The following is a 20,408-nucleotide window of genomic DNA, read 5'->3' as shown; positions in this document are numbered from 1 at the left end:
TTCCACAGTGACCTCGGACGACCTCTTCGGTGCCGCCACAGCGGCGGAGCGGGACGACCGGCCGCTCTCGGCCGGCGGTGCTCCGCTCGCGGTCCGCATGCGCCCGCGCTCGCTCGACGAGGTGCGAGGGCAAGGCGCGGTGCTCCGGCCGGGCAGCCCGCTGCGACGCCTCATCGAGGGCAGTGGGGGAGCGGCCGGCCCGCTGTCGGCGATCATCTGGGGCCCCCCGGGCACCGGCAAGACCACCCTCGCCCATCTGGTCGCCACGGCCGCGGACCGGCGTTTCGTGGAGCTGTCAGCGGTCACCGCCGGCGTCAAGGACGTGCGCGCGGTCATGGAGACGGCGGTGCGCGAGCGGGACCTCTACGGCCGGCAGACCGTCCTGTTTCTCGATGAGATCCATCGGTTCACCAAGGCGCAGCAGGATGCCCTCCTGCCCGGGGTCGAGAACCGCACCGTCATCCTGGTCGCCGCGACCACCGAGAACCCCTCCTTCAGCGTCATCGCGCCGCTGTTGTCCCGGTCCGTGCTCATCACCCTGGGCTCCCTGTCGGACGAGGACGTCCGCGACGTGGTGCGGTCGGCCCTGCTCGACGAGCGCGGGTTCGCCGGGGCACACACGATCGACGACGACGCCATGGAGCACCTGGTGCGCACCTCCGGTGGCGACGCGCGCCGGGCCCTCACCTCGTTGGAGGCCGCCGCCGGCGTGGCCCTCGACGCGGAGCCGGCAGGACGGACCGACGAGGACCCCGTCGCGATCCGGCTGGCACACGTCGAACAGGCCATCGCGCATGCGGCTGTGCGCTACGACCGGGCCGGCGACCAGCACTACGACGTGGCGAGCGCGTTGATCAAGTCCATGCGCGGCAGCGACGTCGATGCGGCCCTGCACTATCTGGCCCGCATGCTCGAGGCCGGCGAGGACCCCCGCTTCATCGCCCGCCGGATCGTGATCGCGGCGAGCGAGGACGTCGGCATGGCCGACCCGACCGCGCTCCAGACGGCCGTCGCCGCGATGCATGCGGTGGCCCAGATCGGGATGCCCGAGGCGCGGATCATCCTCGCCCAGGCCGTGGTGCACAACGCGCTGGCACCCAAGTCCAATGCTGCCTATGCCGCGATCAACGCCGCCATCGCCGACGTCCGAGCCGGCCGTGGCGGGGCGGTGCCGACCCACCTGAGGGGCAGCGGGTACGCCGGCGCGGAACGGCTCGGGCACGGGGACGGCTACGTCTACGCTCATGACCAGCCGGATGGCGTCGCGCGGCAGCAGTACCTGCCCGATGACCTCCAGGGCCGGACCGACTACTACCTGCCGACCGACCGCGGCTTCGAGGAGCGCCTGCGGGCTCGCCTGGAGTGGTTGCGGGACCGGCTGGGCAAGCCCCCGCGACGGGAGACCTGAGCCGCCGTCCGGTCCCGGGCAAGACATTCTGCAGCCGAGCAGCCCTCCAGGGTAACGATTTGTGATTCGTGACCGTCGCAACCCGTGACCGGGGCACTGCTCTGTGGCAGAGTCACCGTCGGCTCCGCGACGGGCGGCCCTCCATGCTCCACCCCGTTGTGCAGTGCCACTGGTCCGGCATGTCCAGCCGGCCCTCCCACGCAGCACGTCGTTCCATCCCCTTCACACCCCAGGACGGAGAGCAGCCCCTTGAGCAGTCCGGGCGCCACCGACGCCTTGACCCAGACCTCTGTGGGGGCGCCGGCCCGCTTCCGCGACGACTCTCCGCTCGCCCCGCCGACCGGTCGGTCCGGGCGGTCACCCGGCCAGGTCGCCTGGGATCGGCTGCGGCGGGACAAGGTGGCCATCGTCTGCGCGGGGGTCATCCTCTTCTTCGTCCTCGTCGCGCTCTTCGCCCCACTGCTCACCAGTCTGCAGTCCGTCGACCCGGTCACGGGCACGAGGGCCGACCCATACACCACCCACACAGAGCTGCTTGACCTCAACGGCTTCCCCTCGGAGGGCATGAGCTCGGCCCACTGGCTCGGCATCGAGAAGGGGCTCGGGCGGGACCTCTTCGCACGCTGGGCCTACGGCGCGCGCCCCTCCCTCGTCATCGGCTTCGCGGCGGCTGCCCTCTCGACCGTCCTCGGTGTGACGTTCGGTCTGCTCGCTGGCTACCTCGGCGGGGCGGTCGACCGGGCCATCTCGTGGGTGACCGACTTCTTCCTCAGCCTGCCCCTGCTCCTGCTCATCGTCGCCGTCGTGCCGATCGTGGAGCTTCGATTCGGCGAACGCGGGTCGCTCACCGCCGAGCAGACCTCGACCATCCGGTTCTGGATCGTGATGGCCGTCCTCGTGACGTTCGGGTGGATGGCCCTGGCGCGGCTCGTGCGTGGTGAGGTCGTGAGCCTGCGCGAGCGTGAGTTCGTCCAGGCAGCCCGGGCCATCGGGGTCCCGACGCGGCAGATCCTCTCGAGGGAGATCCTGCCCAACCTCGTCGGCCCGATCATCGTCTCGGCGTCCATCGCCGTCCCCGCCTTCATCACGGCCGAGGCGACGCTGACGTTCCTGGGGGCCGGTCTCGTCGAACCGACGGCCACGTGGGGCAGGACGATCGCTGACGCGCAGAACTCCTTCCGGAGCTACCCGCTGTGGCTCTGGCCCCCCGTGCTCAGCATCTCCGCCCTGGTCCTCGCTCTCACCCTCCTCGGCGACTCCATCCGGGACGCCTTCGACCCCACGACGCGGTGCTAGCCGACTGCACCACCGGCGCGGAGACGGTCCACCACATCCGCGCCCACCCCTCGCCCCCACCCCTCGACCCACCACACCATTCACCGGCACGGCGCCGGACGTGAACGCAAGGGAGCCATCAATGCGCTGGACCAGAGTCCTGGCCGCAGGAGCCGCCGTATCGCTCGGATTCATCACGGCGTGCGGGGCGCCCACCCCGACGGAGTCGACGGAGGTGGCGAAGTTCGACAAGTCGTCGATCGCCACCGCGACGTCGGGAATGTTCCCCGACGCCACGGGTCCGGCGCCCGACGTCCCCGGCGCCAAGCGCGGTGGCGTCCTCACCGTTCCCTACTTCTCGACCCCGGCGAACTTCGACCCGAGCGATCAGTACTTCAATGACACCCTGACGATCCTCGGCCTGACCCACCGGGCGCTGACCGCCTACGCGCACCGCGACGGGCAGTCGGTCCTGGTGCCGGATCTCGCCACGGACCTCGGTCAGGTGTCGGAGGACGGCCTGACCTGGACCTTCACCCTCAAGGACGGCATCACCTACGAGGACGGCTCACCGGTCACGGCCCACGACGTCGTCTTCGCGCTCAAGCGCTCCTTCGACAAGGACCTCGCCCAGAACGCGCCCACGTACCAGCGGGAGTTCTTCAAGGACGGCAGCAACTACGAGGGCCCCTACCAGGGCGACCCGAAGTGGAAGGGCGTCGAGGCCCGGGACGACAAGACCGTCGTCATCCACCTCGAGAAGCGGTTCGAGTCGCTGCCCTACTTCGCCGCCTACCCGCAGTTCTCCCCGATCCCGCAGGAGAAGGACAAGAAGAAGGACTACACCCTGCACCCGCTCGCGACCGGGCCCTACAAGTTCAAGACGTACACCCCCGGCTCGGAGCTCGTCCTCGACCGGAACCCCGAGTGGAAGCCGGCCACGGACCCGGCCCGCAACGACTACCTGGACGGCTACCACTTCAAGTTCGGCGTCGAGGACGTCAAGGCACAGACCGCCATCCTCTCGAGCAACGGTGTGGATGCGACCTCGCTCAACTGGAGCCCCATCGACTCCTCCCTGGTGGAGCAGGTCGAGGGGGCCAAGAAGGGCCAGTTCGTCGAGGGGCCCTCTTCTTGTGTCTACACGCTCAACCTCGACACGCGGAAGATCCCCCTCGAGGTCCGCAAGGCCATCGCCGTGGCCTACCCGTTCGACTCGGTGCGCAAGGCAGGGGGCCAGTCGACGCACGCGTACCTGCCGGGAACGACGTTCGTCCCGCCCCAGGTGCCCGGGTGGGTCGACTACCAGGGCGTCGACGGCTTCGACGGCACCGGCGACGGCGACGCGGAGAAGGCCCGCAAGATGCTCGCGGACCTCGGCTACGGCCCGGACAAGCCGTTCGAGCTGAGCTACTACTACGAGAACGACTCCGCGGTCGCCGAGCGCGTCAACCAGGTGCGCAAGCAGAAGCTGGAGCTGGCCGGCTTCCGGGTCGTCGACAAGGGCGTCCCGGCGAAGGAACGCCGCCAGCTCGCGGGCACCCTCGACGCCCCGGTGAACATGCTCCAGAGCCCGGCCGGTTGGTGCTACGACTGGCCCTCCGCGGACTCGATCTTCCCGCCCATGGTGTCCTCCAACGCCGTCTCGCAGGGCGCGACGTCCTGGGGCAACATCTCCGAGGAGAAGATCGACCAGGAGATCAGCCGGATCCAGGAGCTCCCGATCGCCGACCAGGGCCCCGAGTGGGGGAAGTTCGACAGGTGGCTCTTCGAGAACTACCTCCCGGCGATCCCTTACCAGTACAGCAAGGGCAACGCCGTCTTCGGCTCGAAGGTGCGCAACGTCGTCAACGACATGCACCACGGCCTGCCGATCATGACCCAGATCTGGATCGAGCCGTAGGGCTGCCCCACCCAGCCCACCCCCGGGTGGGGGCGGAGCGACCCTTCGGCCCCCACCTCTCGGCACCCACCCTTCGGCCCCCACCCGTCGACCACGGAAGGTAGTTCGTGCTCACGTACGTCCTGCGACGCGTTGGCCTGGGACTGACCGTCCTGTTGGCCACGCTCGTCGCATCGTTCCTCCTCTTCTTCGCCGGCCCGGCCGACCCCGCGCAGGCGATGTGCCCAGAGCAGCGGTGCTCGCCGGAGCGTCTCACCGAGATCCGGGAGAACCTCGGGCTCGACCGACCGCTCGCCGCTCAGTTCACCGAGTACTTCGGTGGCCTCTTCGTCGGCCGTGACTTCGAGTTCGCCGGGGACGTCGTCCACTGCAGTGCGCCCTGCCTGGGGATGTCGTTCCTCACGAAGCGCCCCGTGTCGGAGGAGATCTTCTCCCGCTTCCCGGCCACCGTGCTGCTGGCCCTCGGCACCGTCGTCGTCCTCCTCGCCGTCGGGCTGACGGTCGGTGTCATCACGGCGCGAGCTCGAGGCAGTGCGCTGGACCGCCTGCTCATCGGTGGCTCGCAGGTCTTCGGGGCGATCCCGTACTACGTGGTCGCCCTCGTCTTCGCCCTCTACGCGACCCGGATCCACGGGATCCTGCCGCAGGCGATGCCGCTCTCGGACGGACTGCCCGGGTTCCTGGCAGGTCTCATCGCGCCGTGCCTGCTGCTCGGCCTGGTCTACTCGGCCGGCTACGCACGCTACACGCGGAGCGCGATGATCGAGACCCTCGCCACCGACTACGTGCGAACTGCACGGTCCAAGGGTCTCGACGAGGTGACCGTGGTCCGCTCGCACGCCCTGCGGGCCGCCATCGGCCCGGTCGTCACGATCCTCGGCCTCGACGTGGCGGCGCTCCTCTCGGGGACTCTCGTGACCGAGAAGATCTTCGAGATCGACGGCATCGGCAAGCTCTCCATCGACGCGCTGGCGCGTGACGACCTGCCGGTCATCATGGGGACGGTTCTGGTGACGGCGGTCCTCGTCGTGACGCTCAACCTCGTCGTCGACATCGCCTACTCGTTCGTCGACCCGCGAGTGAGGCTGTCGTGATCCCCGACGGCAGGGTCGACCCGCCCGCAGACGTGGTGCTCGACGTCACCGACCTGTCCATCGCGTTCCCCACGGACGAAGGTCTCCTGCAGGCGGTCTCGGGGCTCAGCTTCCAGGCGCGTCTCGGCCGCACGCTCGCGATCGTCGGTGAGTCCGGTTCGGGCAAGACCGTGGCCAGCATGGCGGTCCTCGGGCTGCATGACCCGCGGCGGACGAGGATCAGCGGCAGCATCCGCCTCGAGGGGGAAGAGGTCGTCGGCGCGCCGGAGTGGATGCTGCAGGCACTGCGCAGCACGACGGCCGCGATGGTCTTCCAGGACCCCCTCAGCGCCCTGCACCCGTTCCACAAGGTGGGCCGGCAGATCGCCGAGGCGTATCGGGCCCACCACCCCGTGAGCAAGGCCGTGGCCCAGCGCCGCGCGGTGGAGATGCTCGACCGCGTCGGGATCCCCAACCCGCACCGCAGGGCGAACCAGTTCCCGCACGAGTTCTCGGGCGGGATGCGCCAGCGGGCCATGATCGCGCTCGGGCTCGTCAACAACCCGAGGCTGCTCATCGCGGACGAGCCGACGACGGCGCTCGACGTGACGGTCCAGGCGCAGATCCTGGACCTGCTCGGAGACCTCCGTCGTGAGTTCGGCTCAGCGGTCATCCTCATCACGCACGACCTCGCGGTCGTCGCCGAGACGGCCGACGACCTGCTCGTCATGTATGCCGGCCGGGCCGTGGAGCAGGGTCCCGCGAGGCAGGTGCTCGGACGTCCCTCGCACCCCTACACCGAGGCGCTCCTGCAGTCGCTGCCCTCACCCTCCGCGGACCTCGGGCTGCTGCGCACCATCCCCGGCAACCCGCCCAGCCTCCTGGCCCCGCCGCCGGGGTGTGCGTTCCATCCGCGCTGCGTGTTCAGCGACCGGGTGGGCGCTCCGTGCCGGACTGAGGTCCCGGCCTGGCGAGCGGCTCCGGGCGAGTCGCACCGGCACGTGCGGTGCCACCTGGAGGATCCGGTCACGGCCATCGATGCAGGAGGTCTGCGATGACGGCCGGATCCGCGCTGCTCAGGGCGACCCGTCTCGAGCGGCACTTCCCGGTCCGGCACGTTGAGGGGCTGCGGATGGTCAGGTCGACCGTCAAGGCCGTCGACGGGATCGACCTGACCGTGCAGGCCGGTCGGACCCTCGGGATCGTCGGCGAGTCGGGCTGTGGCAAGTCGACCGCCGCGCGGCTCCTCACGCGGCTCGACGAGCCGACCGGCGGGCGGATCGAGTTCGATGGTCGCGACATCACCCACGCGGCGGAGTCGCAGCTGAGGGCGTTCCGCAGGGATGTCCAGATGGTCTTCCAGGATCCGTACAGCTCGCTCAACCCCCGCCACACGGTCGGCTCGATCCTGACGACCCCGTTGCGCGTCCACGGCCTGCACGCCGGTCGGGAGAAGGCGCGCGTCGCCGAGCTGCTCGAGCTCGTCGGCCTCGGGCCGGAGCATGCCAACCGTTACCCTTCCGAGTTCTCGGGTGGGCAGCGTCAGCGGATCGGGATCGCTCGCGCGCTGGCCGTCGAGCCGCGGCTCATCATCGCCGACGAGCCCGTGTCGGCCCTGGACGTGTCCATCCAGGCGCAGGTCATGAACCTGCTCGCCGGGCTCCGCACGGAGCTCGGTCTCGCCTTCGTCCTCGTCGCGCACGACCTGGGCGTGGTCCGGCACTTCTGTGACGACGTCGCGGTGATGTATCTGGGCAAGATCGTCGAGTACGGCGACCGGCAGCAGATCTACACGTCCCCCCGTCACCCCTACACCCAGGCCCTGCTCTCGGCGGCTCCCGACATCAACGTCGCACGCGGCGCCGCACCGAGGGAGCGGATTCGCCTGGTCGGGGACGTGCCCAGCCCGATCGACCCGCCGAGCGGCTGTCGGTTCCGGACGCGCTGCTGGAAGGTGCGGGAGATCTGCTACCGGCAGGAGCCTCCGCTCGTCGAGGCCGCCCCGAGGCCCGCGGGCTCGACGCCCGACGCGGGGGCCCACCTGCACGCGTGCCACTTCCCGGAGGTCCGCGGCGCGGCCACCGGCGAGGTGCCCACCCGACGCGGGTGACCCCGCTCGGCGCGGGGCGGGCGTCCGCGCCCACCCAGCCCAGCGGCATACGGCAGATGTCGTATGCCGCTGGGCTCGCTCCCGCCGCCCGGCTCCGTCGGCTTTCGGCGGGCACCGCGTGGGTCGGCTAGGGTTAGAGGTCATGGATGTGTGCGAGATGACCGGACCGGTGCGACGACACCGGACGGGTGTGCGAGTCGCCGGGTGGGCCCGAGCTCCCCGGGGGTCAGCCGCGCGCGCGTGAGCCCCGGTTGCCCCCGCCCCGACCTCATCCCACCCACATCAGCAAGGACCTGAACCATGGAAACCGCCGAGATCAGGCGACGCTGGCTCTCCTTCTTCGAGAGCCGTGGCCACACGGTCGTGCCGAGCGCCCCGCTCGTCCACGACGACCCCAACCTCCTGTTCGTCAACGCCGGGATGGTCCCCTTCAAGCCCTACTTCCTCGGGCAGGAGACCCCGCCGTACCCCCGCGCGACCAGCGTGCAGAAGTGCGTGCGCACCCTCGACATCGAGGAGGTCGGCAAGACGACCCGGCACGGCACGTTCTTCCAGATGAACGGCAACTTCAGCTTCGGTGACTACTTCAAGGAGGGCGCCGTCGCGCTCGCCTGGGAGCTCGTCACGACGCCGCAGAGCCAGGGCGGCTACGGCTTCGACGAGAAGGACCTCTACGCGTCCGTCTACCACGAGGACGACGAGGCCATCGCGATCTGGAAGCGCGTCGCGGGCCTGCCCGACGACCGCATCGTGCGGCTGGGCAAGAAGGACAACTACTGGAACATGGGCGTCCCGGGACCGGGCGGCCCGTGCTCCGAGATCCTCATCGACCGCGGACCCGAGTTCGGCGCCGATCGCGACTGGGAGGCGGGGGACCGCTACCTCGAGTTCTGGAACCTCGTCTTCATGCAGGACGACCTGTCCGCCGTGCGGGCCAAGGACGACTTCGACATCGCCGGGCCGCTGCCCAAGCGCAACATCGACACCGGCATGGGGCTCGAGCGGGTGGCCTACCTGCTCCAGGGCGTCGACAACCTCTACGAGATCGACGAGGTCTTCCCCGTCATCGCGGCCGCCGAGGAGCTGTCGGGGCGCCGCTACGGAGCCAACCTCGAGGACGACGTCCGCTTCCGCGTCGTCGCGGACCACGTGCGTTCCGCGCTGATGCTCATCGGCGACGGGGTCACCCCCGGCAACGAGGGTCGCGGTTACGTGCTGCGCCGGCTCATCCGTCGCGCGGTCCGCTCGATGCGGCTGCTCGGCGTCGACGCGCCGACGCTCGAGCACCTGCTGCCCGTCAGCAAGAACCAGATGCGGGCGTCCTACCCCGAGCTCGAGAGCGGCTTCGGCCGGATCAGCCAGGTGGCGTACGCCGAGGAGGACGCGTTCCGCCGCACCCTGACGGCCGGCACGACCATCCTCGACGTCGCGGTGACGAAGGCGAAGTCGGTCGGCTCGACGACTCTCAGCGGGTCGGAGGCGTTCCAGCTGCACGACACCTACGGCTTCCCGATCGACCTCACCCTCGAGATGGCCGCCGAGCAGGGACTCAACGTCGACGAGACCGGCTTCCGCCGGCTCATGGCCGAGCAGCGCGACCGGGCCAAGGCAGACGCGAAGGCCAAGAAGATGGCGCACGGCGACGTGTCCGTCTATCGGCAGGTCGCCGACTCCCTCGGCCGTGACGTCGAGTTCACCGGCTACGACGAGGTCGTGTCGGACTCCCGGGTCCGGGGCCTGATCCGCGGCGGAGAGCTCGTCTCATCCGCTCGGGCGGGGGAGGAGATCGAGGTCGTCCTCGACCGCACGCCCCTCTACGCCGAGTCCGGTGGACAGCTCGCCGACCAGGGCCGGATCCGGCTCGCCAACGGCGCGCTCATCGAGGTGCGCGACGTGCAGAAGCCGATCAACGGCCTCATCGTCCACCGGGCGACGGTCCTCGAGGGCGAGGCCGTCACGGGGGAGGACGCCGAGGCGGTCGTCGACGTCGTGCGGCGGCGTTCCGTCTCACGCGCGCACACGGCGACGCACATGGTGCACCAGGCCCTGCGCGAGGAGCTCGGCGAGACGGCCACCCAGGCCGGCTCCGAGAACTCTCCCGGCCGACTGCGGTTCGACTTCAAGGCGCAGAGCGCGGTCCCCCTCGAGGCGATGGCCGACATCGAGGCCAAGGTCAACTCCGTCCTGCTCGACGACCTGCCGGTGACCGCCGACATCATGTCGCTGGACGAGGCCCGCCGGATGGGTGCGCTCGCGCTCTTCGGTGAGAAGTACGGCGAGCGGGTCCGCGTCGTGTCCATCGGCGACTGGTCCATCGAGCTGTGCGGCGGCACCCACGCGCTGCGGGTCGGCCAGCTCGGTGTGGTCAAGCTGCTCGGCGAGGCGTCGATCGGGTCCGGCGTGCGCCGTGTCGAGGCGCTCGTCGGCGCTGACGCGTACCAGCACCTCGCACGTGAAGCCGCGATCGTCGGCCAGCTGACGGACCAGCTCAAGGTGCGCAAGGAGGAGCTCCCGCACCGCATCGCGAGCATCCTCTCCAAACTCAAGGAAGCCGAGAAGGAGATCGCCGCCGTCAAGCAGGCCCAGGTCCTCGGCGCCGCGGCCGGCCTCGCTGCCACCTCGCGCGACATCGGTGGGGTGACCTTCGTCAGCCACGACGCCGGCGAGGGGGTGACCGCTGACGACCTGCGCGCCCTTGTCCTCGACGTGCGCGGACGGCTCGGCAACGACCGGCCGAGCCTCGTCTCCATGGCGGCCGTGTCCAACGGGCGACCCATCGTCATCGTCGCGACGAACGACCGGGCCCGCGAGAGCGGGCTCAAGGCCGGGCTGTTCGTCCGGACGGCGGCGCAGGTCCTCGGTGGCGGCGGTGGTGGCAAGGACGACATCGCCCAGGGTGGCGGCACGGACGCCTCGATGGTGTCCGCCGCGCTGGGAGCGGTCGAGCAGCAGCTGCACCAGCGAGGCGCCTGACGGTGCCGGCCCGACCCGGGGTGCGGATCGGCATCGACGTGGGCAACGCCCGCGTCGGTGTCGCCGCCTCCGACCCCTCGGGCACGTTCGCGCATCCCGTGGAGACGCTCGCCCGTGACCTGGGCGGCTCCGCCGACCTCGAGACCATCGCGGGACTGGTCGCGGAGCGCGCAGCCCTCGAGATCGTCGTCGGTCTCCCGCGGCTCCTGTCCGGTGCCGAGGGCGAGGCCGCCAAGGGGGCGCGCGACTACGCTGCCCGGTTGGCCGCGCTGGTTTCCCCGGTGGCCGTGCGCCTCGTCGACGAACGCTTGACCACCGTCACGGCGCACCAGAGACTACGCGAGAGCGGAGTGCCCGGCCGGGGGCAACGGTCAGTGGTCGACCAGGCCGCCGCGGTGCTCATCCTGCAGTCCGCGCTCGACACCGAGGCATCAACAGGAAGACCTGCGGGTGAGATCGTCTCGCTCGGCAAACCACGGAAGAAGGAACGCCGTCGATGAAGGACCACCTCGAGACCTCCATCTTCGGTGACGAGGAGGAGCCCCGAGCCGGTGCCGCACCGTCGCCGGCGTCGCGCCCGCTGACCCGGCGCGAGGCGCGGGAGGCCGAGCTGGCCGCGTTGCGACAGTCCCGCCGTGGTGGTCGTCGCTCCAAGGGCAAGCCCTCGGTCCTGCGCCGGCTCGCCGTCATCGTGCTCGCCCTCGCGGTCGTCGGCGGCGGAGTCGCCATCGCCTACACCTACCTGCGCCCCGTGGTGGCGGAGTTCCTCGAGTCCAACGACTATCCGGGCCCCGGGTCCGGGACGGTGCGCATCACCGTGGAGCAGGGCGCGGGTGGATCCGCCATCGCCCGGGTCCTCGCGGACGAGGACGTCGTCAAGTCGACCAAGGCCTTCATCGAGGCCGCCAAGAACGAGCCCAGGAGTGCAGGCATCCAGCCGGGCGTCTACGAGATGCAGAAGCAGATGAAGGCCACCGACGCCCTGGCCGTCCTCGTCGACCCCGCCAACCGGATCGTGACCCGCGCCGTCGTCCCGGAGGGCAAGTGGGCCAAGGAGATCTACCCCATCCTGTCCGAGGCCACCGGGATCCCGGTGGCAGAGTACGAGCGCGCCGCCAAGGACGCGGAGGCACTCGGACTGCCCGCGTCGGCCAAGGGCAACGTCGAGGGCTACCTCTTCCCGGCCAGCTACGAGTTCGAGCCGGACACGACGGCAGCGGACCACCTCGCGCGCATGGTCGCCGAGACGACCAAGCGACTCGAGGCGCTCGGCGTGGCGCCCGAGCAGATGGAACGGACCATGGTCGTCGCCAGCCTCGTCGAGGCGGAGGCCCGGTTCGAGGCCGACCGTCCCAAGGTGGCGCGCGTCGTCGAGAACCGCCTGGCCGAGGACATGCCCCTGCAGTTCGACTCCACCGTCAACTACGCCATCGGCAAGCACGGGATCACCACCACGGACAAGGACCGGGCCAGCGACAGCCCCTACAACACCTACCGGGTCAAGGGCCTGCCGCCCGGGCCCATCGGCAACCCCGGCGAGAGCGCCATCAAGGCGGCCGCCCAGCCGGCCGACGGTCCGTGGCTCTACTTCGTCACCGTGGACCCGGCCAAGGGCACGACGAAGTTCGCCGTGACGTTCGAGGAGCACCAGGCCAACGTCGCGGAGTTCCAGGCGTGGTGCCAGGCCAACAAGGGCAAGTGTTGAGCGACCCCGCCGGCCCGGTGGTGTGCGGTGCCCGCGGGGTGACGGGCCCGACACCGTGACGCCCGTCCGGTGCGCGGTGTGGGGGTCACCGATCGCGCACTCACTGTCGCCGGTCCTCCACCGGGCCGCCTATGCCGCGCTGGGCCTGACGGACTGGACCTACGAGCGCCGGGAGGTCGACGAGGGGAGCTTCGACGAGGCGTTCCGAGCGCTGGACGACTCGTGGCGGGGGCTGTCCCTGACCATGCCGCTCAAGGAGGCGGCCCTCGCGGCAGCCGACCAGGTCACCGACACCGCCGCAGAGACGGGGGCCGCCAACACCCTGGTCCGCAGCGACGCAGGGTGGACGGCGCACAACACCGACGTCCACGGCATCCAGGTCGCCCTGCGGGAGGCCGGGTGCCTGACGCCCTCGCACGCCCTCCTCCTCGGGAGCGGGGCAACGGCCCGCTCGGCCGTCGCGGCGCTCGCCGCCGCCGGCACCCGCCGGATCACCTTCATGGTCCGCGACCGGGTCCGGCCCGAGACCCTCGACCAGGCCGGTCGAGCCGGCCTCGAGGTCGCACAGGTGTCGATGGGCCAGTGGCTGCCCGCAGACGTCGTCATCAGCACCGTCCCGCCGCACGTGGTGGGTGGGCTGCCCGACTTTCCGCCTGCCACGCAGACGGGTGGGCAGGTCCTGCTCGACGTGGTCTACGGGTCCGGGCGGACGCCGCTGCAGGAGGCGGCCGCTGCGGCTGGCTGGGTGATCCAGGAGGGCACGGCGATGCTCCTGCACCAGGCGACCGAGCAGGTCCGGCTCATGACCGGCCGCCCGGCGCCGCTCGCGGCGATGCGGGCCGCGCTCGCCGCCGCTCTCGCGCAGCGGTCCGCCGGATGACCTGGGCCCACTTCCCCCCGACGCCCTGGTGGTACGTCGCCGCCCTCGTCGTCGCCGGCGCCGCGGTGGGCCACCTGCTCGGATCCCGTCTCGCGACCCTGGGCTATCGACTCGACCACGAGACCGGGCCGGGTCCCCGGCTGCCGGTGTGGGCGGTGGCGACGGGCCTTGCGCTCCTCTGGGGCGTGCTCGCCTGGCGGTTCGGGCCCACCGCCCACTACGCCCTCGCTCCGGCCTACCTCGGTCTTGCCGCCGTCGGCGTGGCGCTGGCGTGGGTCGACGCGGATGTCCACCGTCTCCCGCACGGCCTCACCCGCCCGGCATACCCGATGCTCGTCGGGCAGCTCGCACTGGCCTCGTTGGCCTCGGGTGACTGGGCAGCCTTCCGTCGCGCGATCATCGCGGGGGCTGTCCTGTGGACGCTCTACTTCCTCCTCGCCCTCCTCGCGGCGTTGCTGCGCAGTGGCTTCGGTCTCGGGGACGTGACGCTCGCGGGACTGGTCGGCGTGGCCACCGGCTACCTGTCCGCGTGGGGTCCCGTCATCGCCACCTATGCGGCGTTCCTGCTGTCGGGGGCCTACGGCCTCGGCCGCATCGTGCTGCGACGCGGCTCGCGCAAGGACCACATCGCCTTCGGCCCGTGGATGCTCGTCGGGGCCCTCGTCGCCCTCGTCACCGAGGTGCAGCTCTTCCCCTGATCGTCGGGTCCTGACTCGACCCCCCGTTGCCACACCGTTCAACGGGGTAGGGGGCCACGGTCCTGCATTACCCGACCATCGGAAGGGGACGAGCATGACCACGCAGAAGGTGGGCTACTTCGTCGGAAGCCTGGCCACGGCATCGATCAACCGGACGCTCTCCAAGGCGCTGCTTCGGGTGGCGCCCGCGAACATGGAGTTCACCGAGATCCCCATCGGCAACCTGCCGCTCTACAGCTACGACTACGACGCGGACTTCCCGCCCGAGGGGCGCGCCCTGAAAGAGGCCATCGCCTCGGTCGACGCGGTCCTCTTCGTCACGCCGGAGTACAACAGGTCCATCCCGGGGGCGTTGAAGAACGCCATCGACTGGGCGAGCCGGCCATGGGGCCAGAACTCGTTCGCCCGCAAGCCGTCCGCGGTCATCGGTGCGTCTCCCGGGGCGATCGGCACCGCGGTGGGGCAGCAGAGCCTCAAGCAGGTCCTCGCCTTCTGCAACAGTCCGCTGATGAACGCCGTCGAGGCCTACATCCAGTTCAGGCCGGACGTGTTCAGCGACTCCGGGGAGGTCTCGGACCCGGAGACCGAGGCCTTCCTGCGCACCTTCATGCAGGAGTTCCACGAGTTCATCACGCGGGTCCTGACGGTCCTCCCACCCGACGAGCTCTGAGGCCCCCGCTCCTCGTCCGCTTGGCGGGCGTCCGTCCGGGCGCCCGCCGGCTGCGTGGGAGGATCGACGCATGTTGCGTTGGTTGACCGCGGGTGAGTCGCACGGACCCGCACTCGTGGCCATGATCGAAGGTCTTCCGGCAGGGGTCGAGGTGTCCTCGACGGACCTGCAGGCAGCCCTGGCCCGGCGTCGACTCGGCTACGGCCGCGGGGCGCGGATGAAGTTCGAGCAGGACGAGGTCGAGTTCCTCGGGGGAGTGCGCCACGGCCGCACCCTCGGCTCTCCGGTCGCCATCCGCATCGGCAACTCCGAGTGGCCCAAGTGGACGACGGTGATGAGCCCCGACCCGGTCAGCGCCGACGACCTGGCCGCCGCGGACGACGTCAACGCCGAGAAGGAGATCGCCCGCAACAAGCCGCTGACGCGCCCTCGCCCGGGTCACGCGGACCTCGTCGGGATGCAGAAGTACGGCCACGACGATGCCCGGCCCGTCCTGGAGCGGGCCTCGGCCCGCGAGACGGCCGCGCGTGTCGCCGTGGGTGAGGTCGCCGCGCGCTTCCTCCAGCAGGCCTACGGCATCCGCCTCGTCTCGCACACGGTGTCGATCGGGACCGCGGCCGTCGCAGCCGACGCCGTGCTGCCGACTCCGGACGACGTGCAGCGGCTCGACGCAGACCCGGTGCGGACGCTCGACGAGGCCGGCTCGGCCGCGATGGTCGCCGAGGTCGACGCGGCGCGCAAGGACGGCGACACTCTGGGCGGGGTCGTGGAGGTGCTCGCCTACGGCCTGCCGCCGGGGCTCGGCTCGCACGTCCACTGGGACCGCAAGCTCGATGCCCGGCTCGCCGCGGCGCTGATGAGCATCCAGGCGATCAAGGGCGTCGAGGTCGGGGACGGCTTCGAGACGGCGCGGCGGCGCGGGTCCGAGGCGCACGACGAGATGGACCTCGTCGACGGCACGATCCGCCGCCGCACCGGTCGGGCCGGCGGCACCGAGGGCGGCATGTCCACCGGCCAGCCGCTGCGGGTGCGCGCCGCGATGAAGCCGATCAGCACCGTGCCCAGGGCGCTCTCGACGATCGATGTGGCGACCGGTGAGCCGGCGACGGCGATCCACCAGCGTTCCGACGTGTGCGCGGTGCCGGCGGCGGGCGTCGTCGCCGAGGCGATGGTCGCGCTGGTCCTGGCCGAGGCCTGCCTCGAGAAGTTCGGCGGCGACTCGGTGCCCGAGACCGCACGCAACCACGCTGCCTACCTCGCGGCGATCCCGGAGGGGCTGCGCACGTGGTGACGACACAGCGTCCGGCCGTCGTCCTCGTCGGCCCCCCGGGCGCGGGCAAGTCGACCGTGGGTCGCGCGCTCGCGGAGCGGCTCGGCGCGGGCCTGCACGACACCGACGCCGCCATCGAGGCGGCCGTCGGCAAGTCGATCTCCGACATCTTCGTCGACGACGGCGAGCCGGCCTTCCGCGAGCTGGAGCGAACCGAGGTGGCCCGCGCGCTCGCCGAGGAGCGAGGCGTCGTGGCGCTCGGCGGCGGCGCGGTCATGGACCCACGCACCGAAGCAGCCCTCCAGGGCCACCTCGTCGTCTTCCTCGACGTCGGGATCGCCGACGCGAGCAAGCGGGTGGGTTTCGACCGCTCGCGGCCGCTGCTCACGGTCAACCCCAGAGCATCGTGGGTCGCCATGATGAACGCTCGCCGGAGCACCTACGAACGAGTGGCGACCCACCGCGTCGACACCGCGGGCCGCAGCCCCGAGGAGGTCGCCGCCGAGGTCGCGGGCCTTCTCGACGGAGACCCGGCATGACCGGGGCGTCCACCGCGCCAACGGTGATCCCGGTGGGATCCGACTACGACGTCGTCATCGGGGGAGGTGTGCTGGAGCAGGTCGCCGACCTCTTGCGCGAGGGTGTCGAGCGCGTCCTCGTCGTGCACCCCCCGACGCTCTCGGGCCTCGCCGATCGCGTCGTCGGGCTGCTCACCGACAAGGGGTATGCCGCTGAGCCGGCCGAGGTGCCCGACGCGGAGTCGGCCAAGACGTCCACCGTCGCCGCCTCACTCTGGGGCCGCCTCGGACGAGCGGGGTTCACCCGCAGCGACGCCATCGTCGGCGTCGGCGGGGGGACGGTCACCGACCTCGCCGGCTTCGTCGCCGCGACCTGGCTCCGGGGCGTGCAGGTCGTCCAGGTCCCGACCACCTTGCTCGGCATGGTCGACGCTGCGGTCGGCGGCAAGACGGGGATCAACACCGAGGAGGGCAAGAACCTCGTCGGTGCCTTCCACCCGCCCGTGGGTGTGCTCTGTGACATCGACGTGCTGCGCAGTCTGCCGGAGGCTGACTTCGTCGGTGGGCTCGCCGAGGTGATCAAGTGCGGTTTCATCGCCGACCCGGTGATCCTCGACCTCGTGGCACAGGACCCCACGGCGGCTCGGCGCGCGGACAACCCGCGACTGCGTGAGCTGATCGAGCGGGCCATCCGGGTGAAGGCCGACGTCGTGGCGGTCGACCTGAAGGACAACGCCGTCCGCGAGATCCTCAACTACGGCCACACGTTCGGGCACGCGATCGAGCAGGTCGAGCAGTTCTCCTGGCGCCACGGGGAGGCGATCAGCGTCGGAATGGTCTACGTCGCCGAGCTGGCCCGGTTGACCGGCCACCTCACGGGTCCCGAGGGCGACGACCTGGTGGCTTGGCATCGAGCCGTCCTCGAGTCCGTCGGCCTGCCCACGACCTACCGCCCGGACCGGTTCGAGGCGCTGCTCACCGCGATGAGCCGCGACAAGAAGGCCCGCGGCTCGACCCTGCGCTTCGTCGTCCTCGACGGCCTGGCGGAGCCGGCCCGGCTCGCCGGCCCGTCGGAGGAACTGCTCCGAGCAGCGTACGAGCTCGTCTCCGTCCGCTGACGCCCCTCGGGACTCGAGGGACCTTCAACCCTGTCTCGCGTGACGCCGCCGACGTTTCAGAGCCTTTGTCCGCTGGCTGGAGCAGCAGATGGCGGACGTTGGTGGTCGCGGCCCACCCCGACCGCGTGTGGATCAACCTGGATGGTCGGGTGATCCGCGGGTCGGCTGTGCAGCTCCACGGGCAGGCGCGGGCGACAGCCTGGGAACGCGTCGTCACCACGTCGACCCGTTCACGGACGCGTGCCCTCACTAGACTTCGCCCATGACGGCTCCCACGGTCTACGTCCTCTCGGGCCCCAACCTCAACCGGCTCGGGACCCGCGAGCCCGATGTCTACGGGTCCGACACCCTCGATGACATCCACGCTGCCGTGCAGCGCGAGGCCCGCGACCTCGGCCTCATCGCCGACTGCCGGCAGACGAACCACGAGGGCGAGCTGATCGACTGGCTCCACGAAGCCGTCGACGTGGGCGCTGACGTCGTCCTCAACCCGGGAGCCTTCACGCACTACTCCTACGCCGTCCGGGACGCCTGCGCGATCGTGACGACCAGTGGCCGGTCCCTGGTCGAGGTGCACCTGTCCAACCCGGCGACGCGCGAGGAGTTCCGGCACACGTCCGTTGTCGCCGGGGTCGCGACGGGGACCATCGCCGGATTCGGGCTCCAGTCCTACCTGCTCGGCCTGCGCGCCCTCGTCTGAGGTCCGAACCCGCAGCTCACTGCAGCGGGCCGGGCAGCGGCTCCGCGTGGAGCACCGTCAGCTCCGACACGGCGCGCGTCAGGACGACGTAGAGGCGACGCAGCCCGGTCCGCTCGTCCGGCTCGGCTGCAGCGATCGCGGCCGGCTCGACGACGACGACCCGGTCGAACTCGAGCCCCTTGGCCACGGTCGCGGGGACCAGCTGGATCGGGTGGTCGGCGTCGTCGCCGTGGTCGACGTCCAGCCGTCCGTGCGACAGGCCCCGCGCGCCGAGTGCAGCCGCCAGGCCGTCCAGATCGGCGTCGGCCACGATGACCCCGGTCGAACCCGGCTCGTCAGCGCGGTCGGCGAGCAGCCGCGCCAGCTGGTCAGCGACCGTGGTCTCGGGGACGGGGAGCAGCGTCAGCACACCCGGGTTGTCCCGGACCGAGCGGGGCGCGGACAGGCCTTCCGACATGTGGGGGAGCAGGCGGGCCGCGAAATCCAGGACGCGGCCCGGCACCCGGAAGCCCCGGTCGAGCTCCACCATCTCGTGCCCGGGCTTGCCGAGGTGGGACATGGCCTCCGACCAGGAGCCGGTCGCCCATGTCGTCGTGCCCTGGGCGATGTCACCGAGGACCGTCGCCGAGCCGGTCGTGCAGCGCCGGCCCACGGCCCGCAGCTGCATGGGGGACAGGTCCTGGGCCTCGTCGAGGATCACGTGGCCGAGGCTCGGTGTGCGGGACAGAAGGTCGGCCAGCTCGTCCAGCAGCACGAGGTCGGCCCGGCTCCACCGTGCAGCGCCCTTGGTGCGGGGCGGGCGCGACCACAGCAGCAGGGCCTGCTCGCCTGCGGTGAGCTCCTCGGCGGCGGCCGCGAGCGCCTCCGGTTCCGACCACAGCCGGTGCAGGACGGCGGTGGGGTCCAGGGCCGGCCACACGGCCGCGACGTAGGACCGCACTGCGGCTGACTTCGCCACGGCGTCCTGGACCCGGTCGTCGGGTGCGTCGCCGGCCGCCTCCATGGCGAGCAGCACGTGGTGGGCGAGCCGGTGCGGCAGGAGCGCCCGCGCCGCCTCGTAGCGGACGTCGCGAGCCACCAGCTCGTCCAGGACGTCCTGGACCTCGTGGGCGGGCACGCGCCACTTGCGCACGCCGCGGGGCACGATGAGCGGCTCGGTCGCACGCCGGACCGAGGCCCAGACCGCGCGGCGCAGCACCTCGGCAAGGCGCGGATCCCCCTTGAGGGCTGCGGCAGGAGTGTCGTCCTCAGCCCGGTGCCGGGCGTGGTGCCCCACGAGCGACTCGATGGTGGCGTGGCCGACCCTCACCTCGCCGAGCGAGGGCAGCACCGCGCCGATGTGGTCGAGGAAGGCCCGGTTCGGCCCGACGACGAGCACCCCGGCCCGGTCGAGGCGCTCGCGGAAGGAGTAGAGCAGCCAGGCGGCCCGGTGCAGCCCGACCGCGGTCTTGCCCGTCCCAGGGGCGCCCTGCACACAGATCGTGGTGGCGACGTCGCTGCGCACGATCTCGTCCTGCTCGGGCTGGATCGTCGAGACGATGTCGCGCATCGGACCGGTGCGGGGCCGCTCGATCTCCGCCGCGAGCAGCGCGCTGTGCCCCGCGCTCGACCCGGCCGCCAGGTGCTCGTCCTCCAGGGCGGTCAGCCGCCCGTGGTCCACGCCGAAGCGGCGCCTGCGGACCACCCCCATGGGATCGGCGGTGGACGCGCGATAGAACGCGCCCGAGATCGGCGCCCGCCAGTCGACGACCAAGGGATCCCCGGCACCGTCCGAGACGTGCCGCCGGCCGATGTGGAACGTCTCGCCCTCCCGGTGCTCCGGGCTGGGCGCCGTGTCGATGCGGCCGAAGAACAGCGTCGTCCGCGGGTCGTCCTGCAGCGACAGGATCCGTCGGGCCAGCACGCGCGAGAGCACCTCGGCGGACACCGCGTCGCTCGCCCGGGAGGCGTCGAGCGCCTCGGCGGCCTCGCGCATCCGGCCCAGCTCGGCGCGCGCGCGATCGAGGTGGGCCTGCTCGCGGGCCAGCTCGATGTCGAGGGAGGACACGGGCGGGCCTTTCGTCGGACAGACACGGACGGAGCAGGGAACGGGCGGGCCAGCCTAGTC

General features: G+C 71.4%; 17 protein-coding genes. 16 read left to right on the top strand and 1 reads right to left on the bottom strand.

Annotated elements, in window-relative coordinates:
* Positions 1–7 precede the first annotated feature (7 nt).
* From OO014_RS01665 to aroQ, 16 genes are all read left to right on the top strand, one after another.
* On the top strand, positions 8–1,408 hold the full coding sequence (locus tag OO014_RS01665; RefSeq protein ID WP_272460491.1) for a replication-associated recombination protein A: 1,401 nt from the start codon (positions 8–10) through the stop codon (positions 1,406–1,408).
* A gap of 249 nt (positions 1,409–1,657) precedes the next feature.
* Positions 1,658–2,704 carry an ABC transporter permease gene (locus OO014_RS01660; RefSeq protein WP_272460490.1) on the top strand — a complete coding sequence of 349 codons (1,047 nt, stop codon included), beginning with the start codon at positions 1,658–1,660 and terminating at the stop codon, positions 2,702–2,704.
* A 121-nt stretch (positions 2,705–2,825) separates the two neighbouring features.
* Positions 2,826–4,586, top strand: coding sequence for an ABC transporter substrate-binding protein (locus tag OO014_RS01655; protein WP_272460489.1), 1,761 nt, complete (start codon positions 2,826–2,828; stop codon positions 4,584–4,586).
* 107 nt (positions 4,587–4,693) lie between these two features.
* Positions 4,694–5,680: an ABC transporter permease gene (locus OO014_RS01650; protein ID WP_272460488.1), complete on the top strand. Its 987-nt coding sequence runs from the start codon at positions 4,694–4,696 to the stop codon at positions 5,678–5,680.
* Complete coding sequence (locus OO014_RS01645; protein WP_272460487.1) at positions 5,677–6,717, top strand: ABC transporter ATP-binding protein; 1,041 nt, start codon at positions 5,677–5,679, stop codon at positions 6,715–6,717. The genes OO014_RS01650 and OO014_RS01645 overlap by 4 nt, the downstream gene beginning before the upstream one ends.
* On the top strand, positions 6,714–7,769 hold the full coding sequence (locus OO014_RS01640) for an ABC transporter ATP-binding protein (RefSeq protein WP_272460486.1): 1,056 nt from the start codon (positions 6,714–6,716) through the stop codon (positions 7,767–7,769). The genes OO014_RS01645 and OO014_RS01640 overlap by 4 nt, the downstream gene beginning before the upstream one ends.
* Positions 7,770–8,069: 300 nt before the next feature.
* Positions 8,070–10,742: an alanine--tRNA ligase gene (gene alaS / locus OO014_RS01635; RefSeq protein WP_272460485.1), complete on the top strand. Its 2,673-nt coding sequence runs from the start codon at positions 8,070–8,072 to the stop codon at positions 10,740–10,742.
* A gap of 2 nt (positions 10,743–10,744) precedes the next feature.
* Positions 10,745–11,242 (top strand): Holliday junction resolvase RuvX, encoded by a 498-nt coding sequence (gene ruvX / locus OO014_RS01630; protein WP_272460484.1) that lies wholly within the window; start codon positions 10,745–10,747, stop codon positions 11,240–11,242.
* Positions 11,239–12,447 carry an endolytic transglycosylase MltG gene (mltG, locus tag OO014_RS01625; protein WP_272460483.1) on the top strand — a complete coding sequence of 403 codons (1,209 nt, stop codon included), beginning with the start codon at positions 11,239–11,241 and terminating at the stop codon, positions 12,445–12,447. Before ruvX ends, mltG begins: the two co-directional genes overlap by 4 nt.
* A 55-nt stretch (positions 12,448–12,502) precedes the next feature.
* Positions 12,503–13,327, top strand: coding sequence for a shikimate dehydrogenase (locus OO014_RS01620; protein ID WP_272460482.1), 825 nt, complete (start codon positions 12,503–12,505; stop codon positions 13,325–13,327).
* Positions 13,324–14,025: a prepilin peptidase gene (locus tag OO014_RS01615; RefSeq protein WP_272460481.1), complete on the top strand. Its 702-nt coding sequence runs from the start codon at positions 13,324–13,326 to the stop codon at positions 14,023–14,025. The genes OO014_RS01620 and OO014_RS01615 overlap by 4 nt, the downstream gene beginning before the upstream one ends.
* Positions 14,026–14,119: 94 nt before the next feature.
* Entirely contained in the window at positions 14,120–14,695 is a 576-nt protein-coding gene (locus tag OO014_RS01610) for an NADPH-dependent FMN reductase (RefSeq protein ID WP_272460480.1), read from the top strand.
* A 70-nt stretch (positions 14,696–14,765) separates the two neighbouring features.
* Positions 14,766–15,986, top strand: coding sequence for a chorismate synthase (gene aroC, locus OO014_RS01605; RefSeq protein WP_272460479.1), 1,221 nt, complete (start codon positions 14,766–14,768; stop codon positions 15,984–15,986).
* Positions 15,980–16,504: a shikimate kinase gene (locus OO014_RS01600; protein WP_272460478.1), complete on the top strand. Its 525-nt coding sequence runs from the start codon at positions 15,980–15,982 to the stop codon at positions 16,502–16,504. The genes aroC and OO014_RS01600 overlap by 7 nt, the downstream gene beginning before the upstream one ends.
* Positions 16,501–17,601 (top strand): 3-dehydroquinate synthase, encoded by a 1,101-nt coding sequence (aroB, locus tag OO014_RS01595; protein WP_272460477.1) that lies wholly within the window; start codon positions 16,501–16,503, stop codon positions 17,599–17,601. Before OO014_RS01600 ends, aroB begins: the two co-directional genes overlap by 4 nt.
* A 262-nt stretch (positions 17,602–17,863) precedes the next feature.
* Entirely contained in the window at positions 17,864–18,301 is a 438-nt protein-coding gene (gene aroQ, locus OO014_RS01590) for a type II 3-dehydroquinate dehydratase (protein ID WP_272460476.1), read from the top strand.
* Positions 18,302–18,317: 16 nt separating this feature from the next.
* On the opposite strand, the gene OO014_RS01585 is transcribed toward aroQ, so the two are convergent.
* Positions 18,318–20,348 (bottom strand): HelD family protein, encoded by a 2,031-nt coding sequence (locus tag OO014_RS01585; protein WP_272460475.1) that lies wholly within the window; start codon positions 20,346–20,348, stop codon positions 18,318–18,320.
* Positions 20,349–20,408 lie beyond the last annotated feature (60 nt).

Origin of the sequence: Intrasporangium calvum, assembly GCF_028446585.1 — a bacterium.
Classification (GTDB): Bacteria; Actinomycetota; Actinomycetes; order Actinomycetales; family Dermatophilaceae; genus Intrasporangium; species Intrasporangium calvum_A.
Note: the sequence above shows the minus strand (reverse complement) of the source record. Positions and strands in the feature narration are given on the sequence as shown.

Coding starts and splice junctions, on each gene's coding strand:
- OO014_RS01655 (WP_272460489.1), top strand. CDS start 2,826: ATGCGCTGGACCAGAGTCCTGGCCGCAGGAGCCGCCGTATCGCTCGGA.
- mltG (WP_272460483.1), top strand. CDS start 11,239: ATGAAGGACCACCTCGAGACCTCCATCTTCGGTGACGAGGAGGAGCCC.
- OO014_RS01615 (WP_272460481.1), top strand. CDS start 13,324: ATGACCTGGGCCCACTTCCCCCCGACGCCCTGGTGGTACGTCGCCGCC.
- aroQ (WP_272460476.1), top strand. CDS start 17,864: ATGACGGCTCCCACGGTCTACGTCCTCTCGGGCCCCAACCTCAACCGG.
- OO014_RS01610 (WP_272460480.1), top strand. CDS start 14,120: ATGACCACGCAGAAGGTGGGCTACTTCGTCGGAAGCCTGGCCACGGCA.
- alaS (WP_272460485.1), top strand. CDS start 8,070: ATGGAAACCGCCGAGATCAGGCGACGCTGGCTCTCCTTCTTCGAGAGC.
- aroB (WP_272460477.1), top strand. CDS start 16,501: ATGACCGGGGCGTCCACCGCGCCAACGGTGATCCCGGTGGGATCCGAC.
- aroC (WP_272460479.1), top strand. CDS start 14,766: ATGTTGCGTTGGTTGACCGCGGGTGAGTCGCACGGACCCGCACTCGTG.
- OO014_RS01640 (WP_272460486.1), top strand. CDS start 6,714: ATGACGGCCGGATCCGCGCTGCTCAGGGCGACCCGTCTCGAGCGGCAC.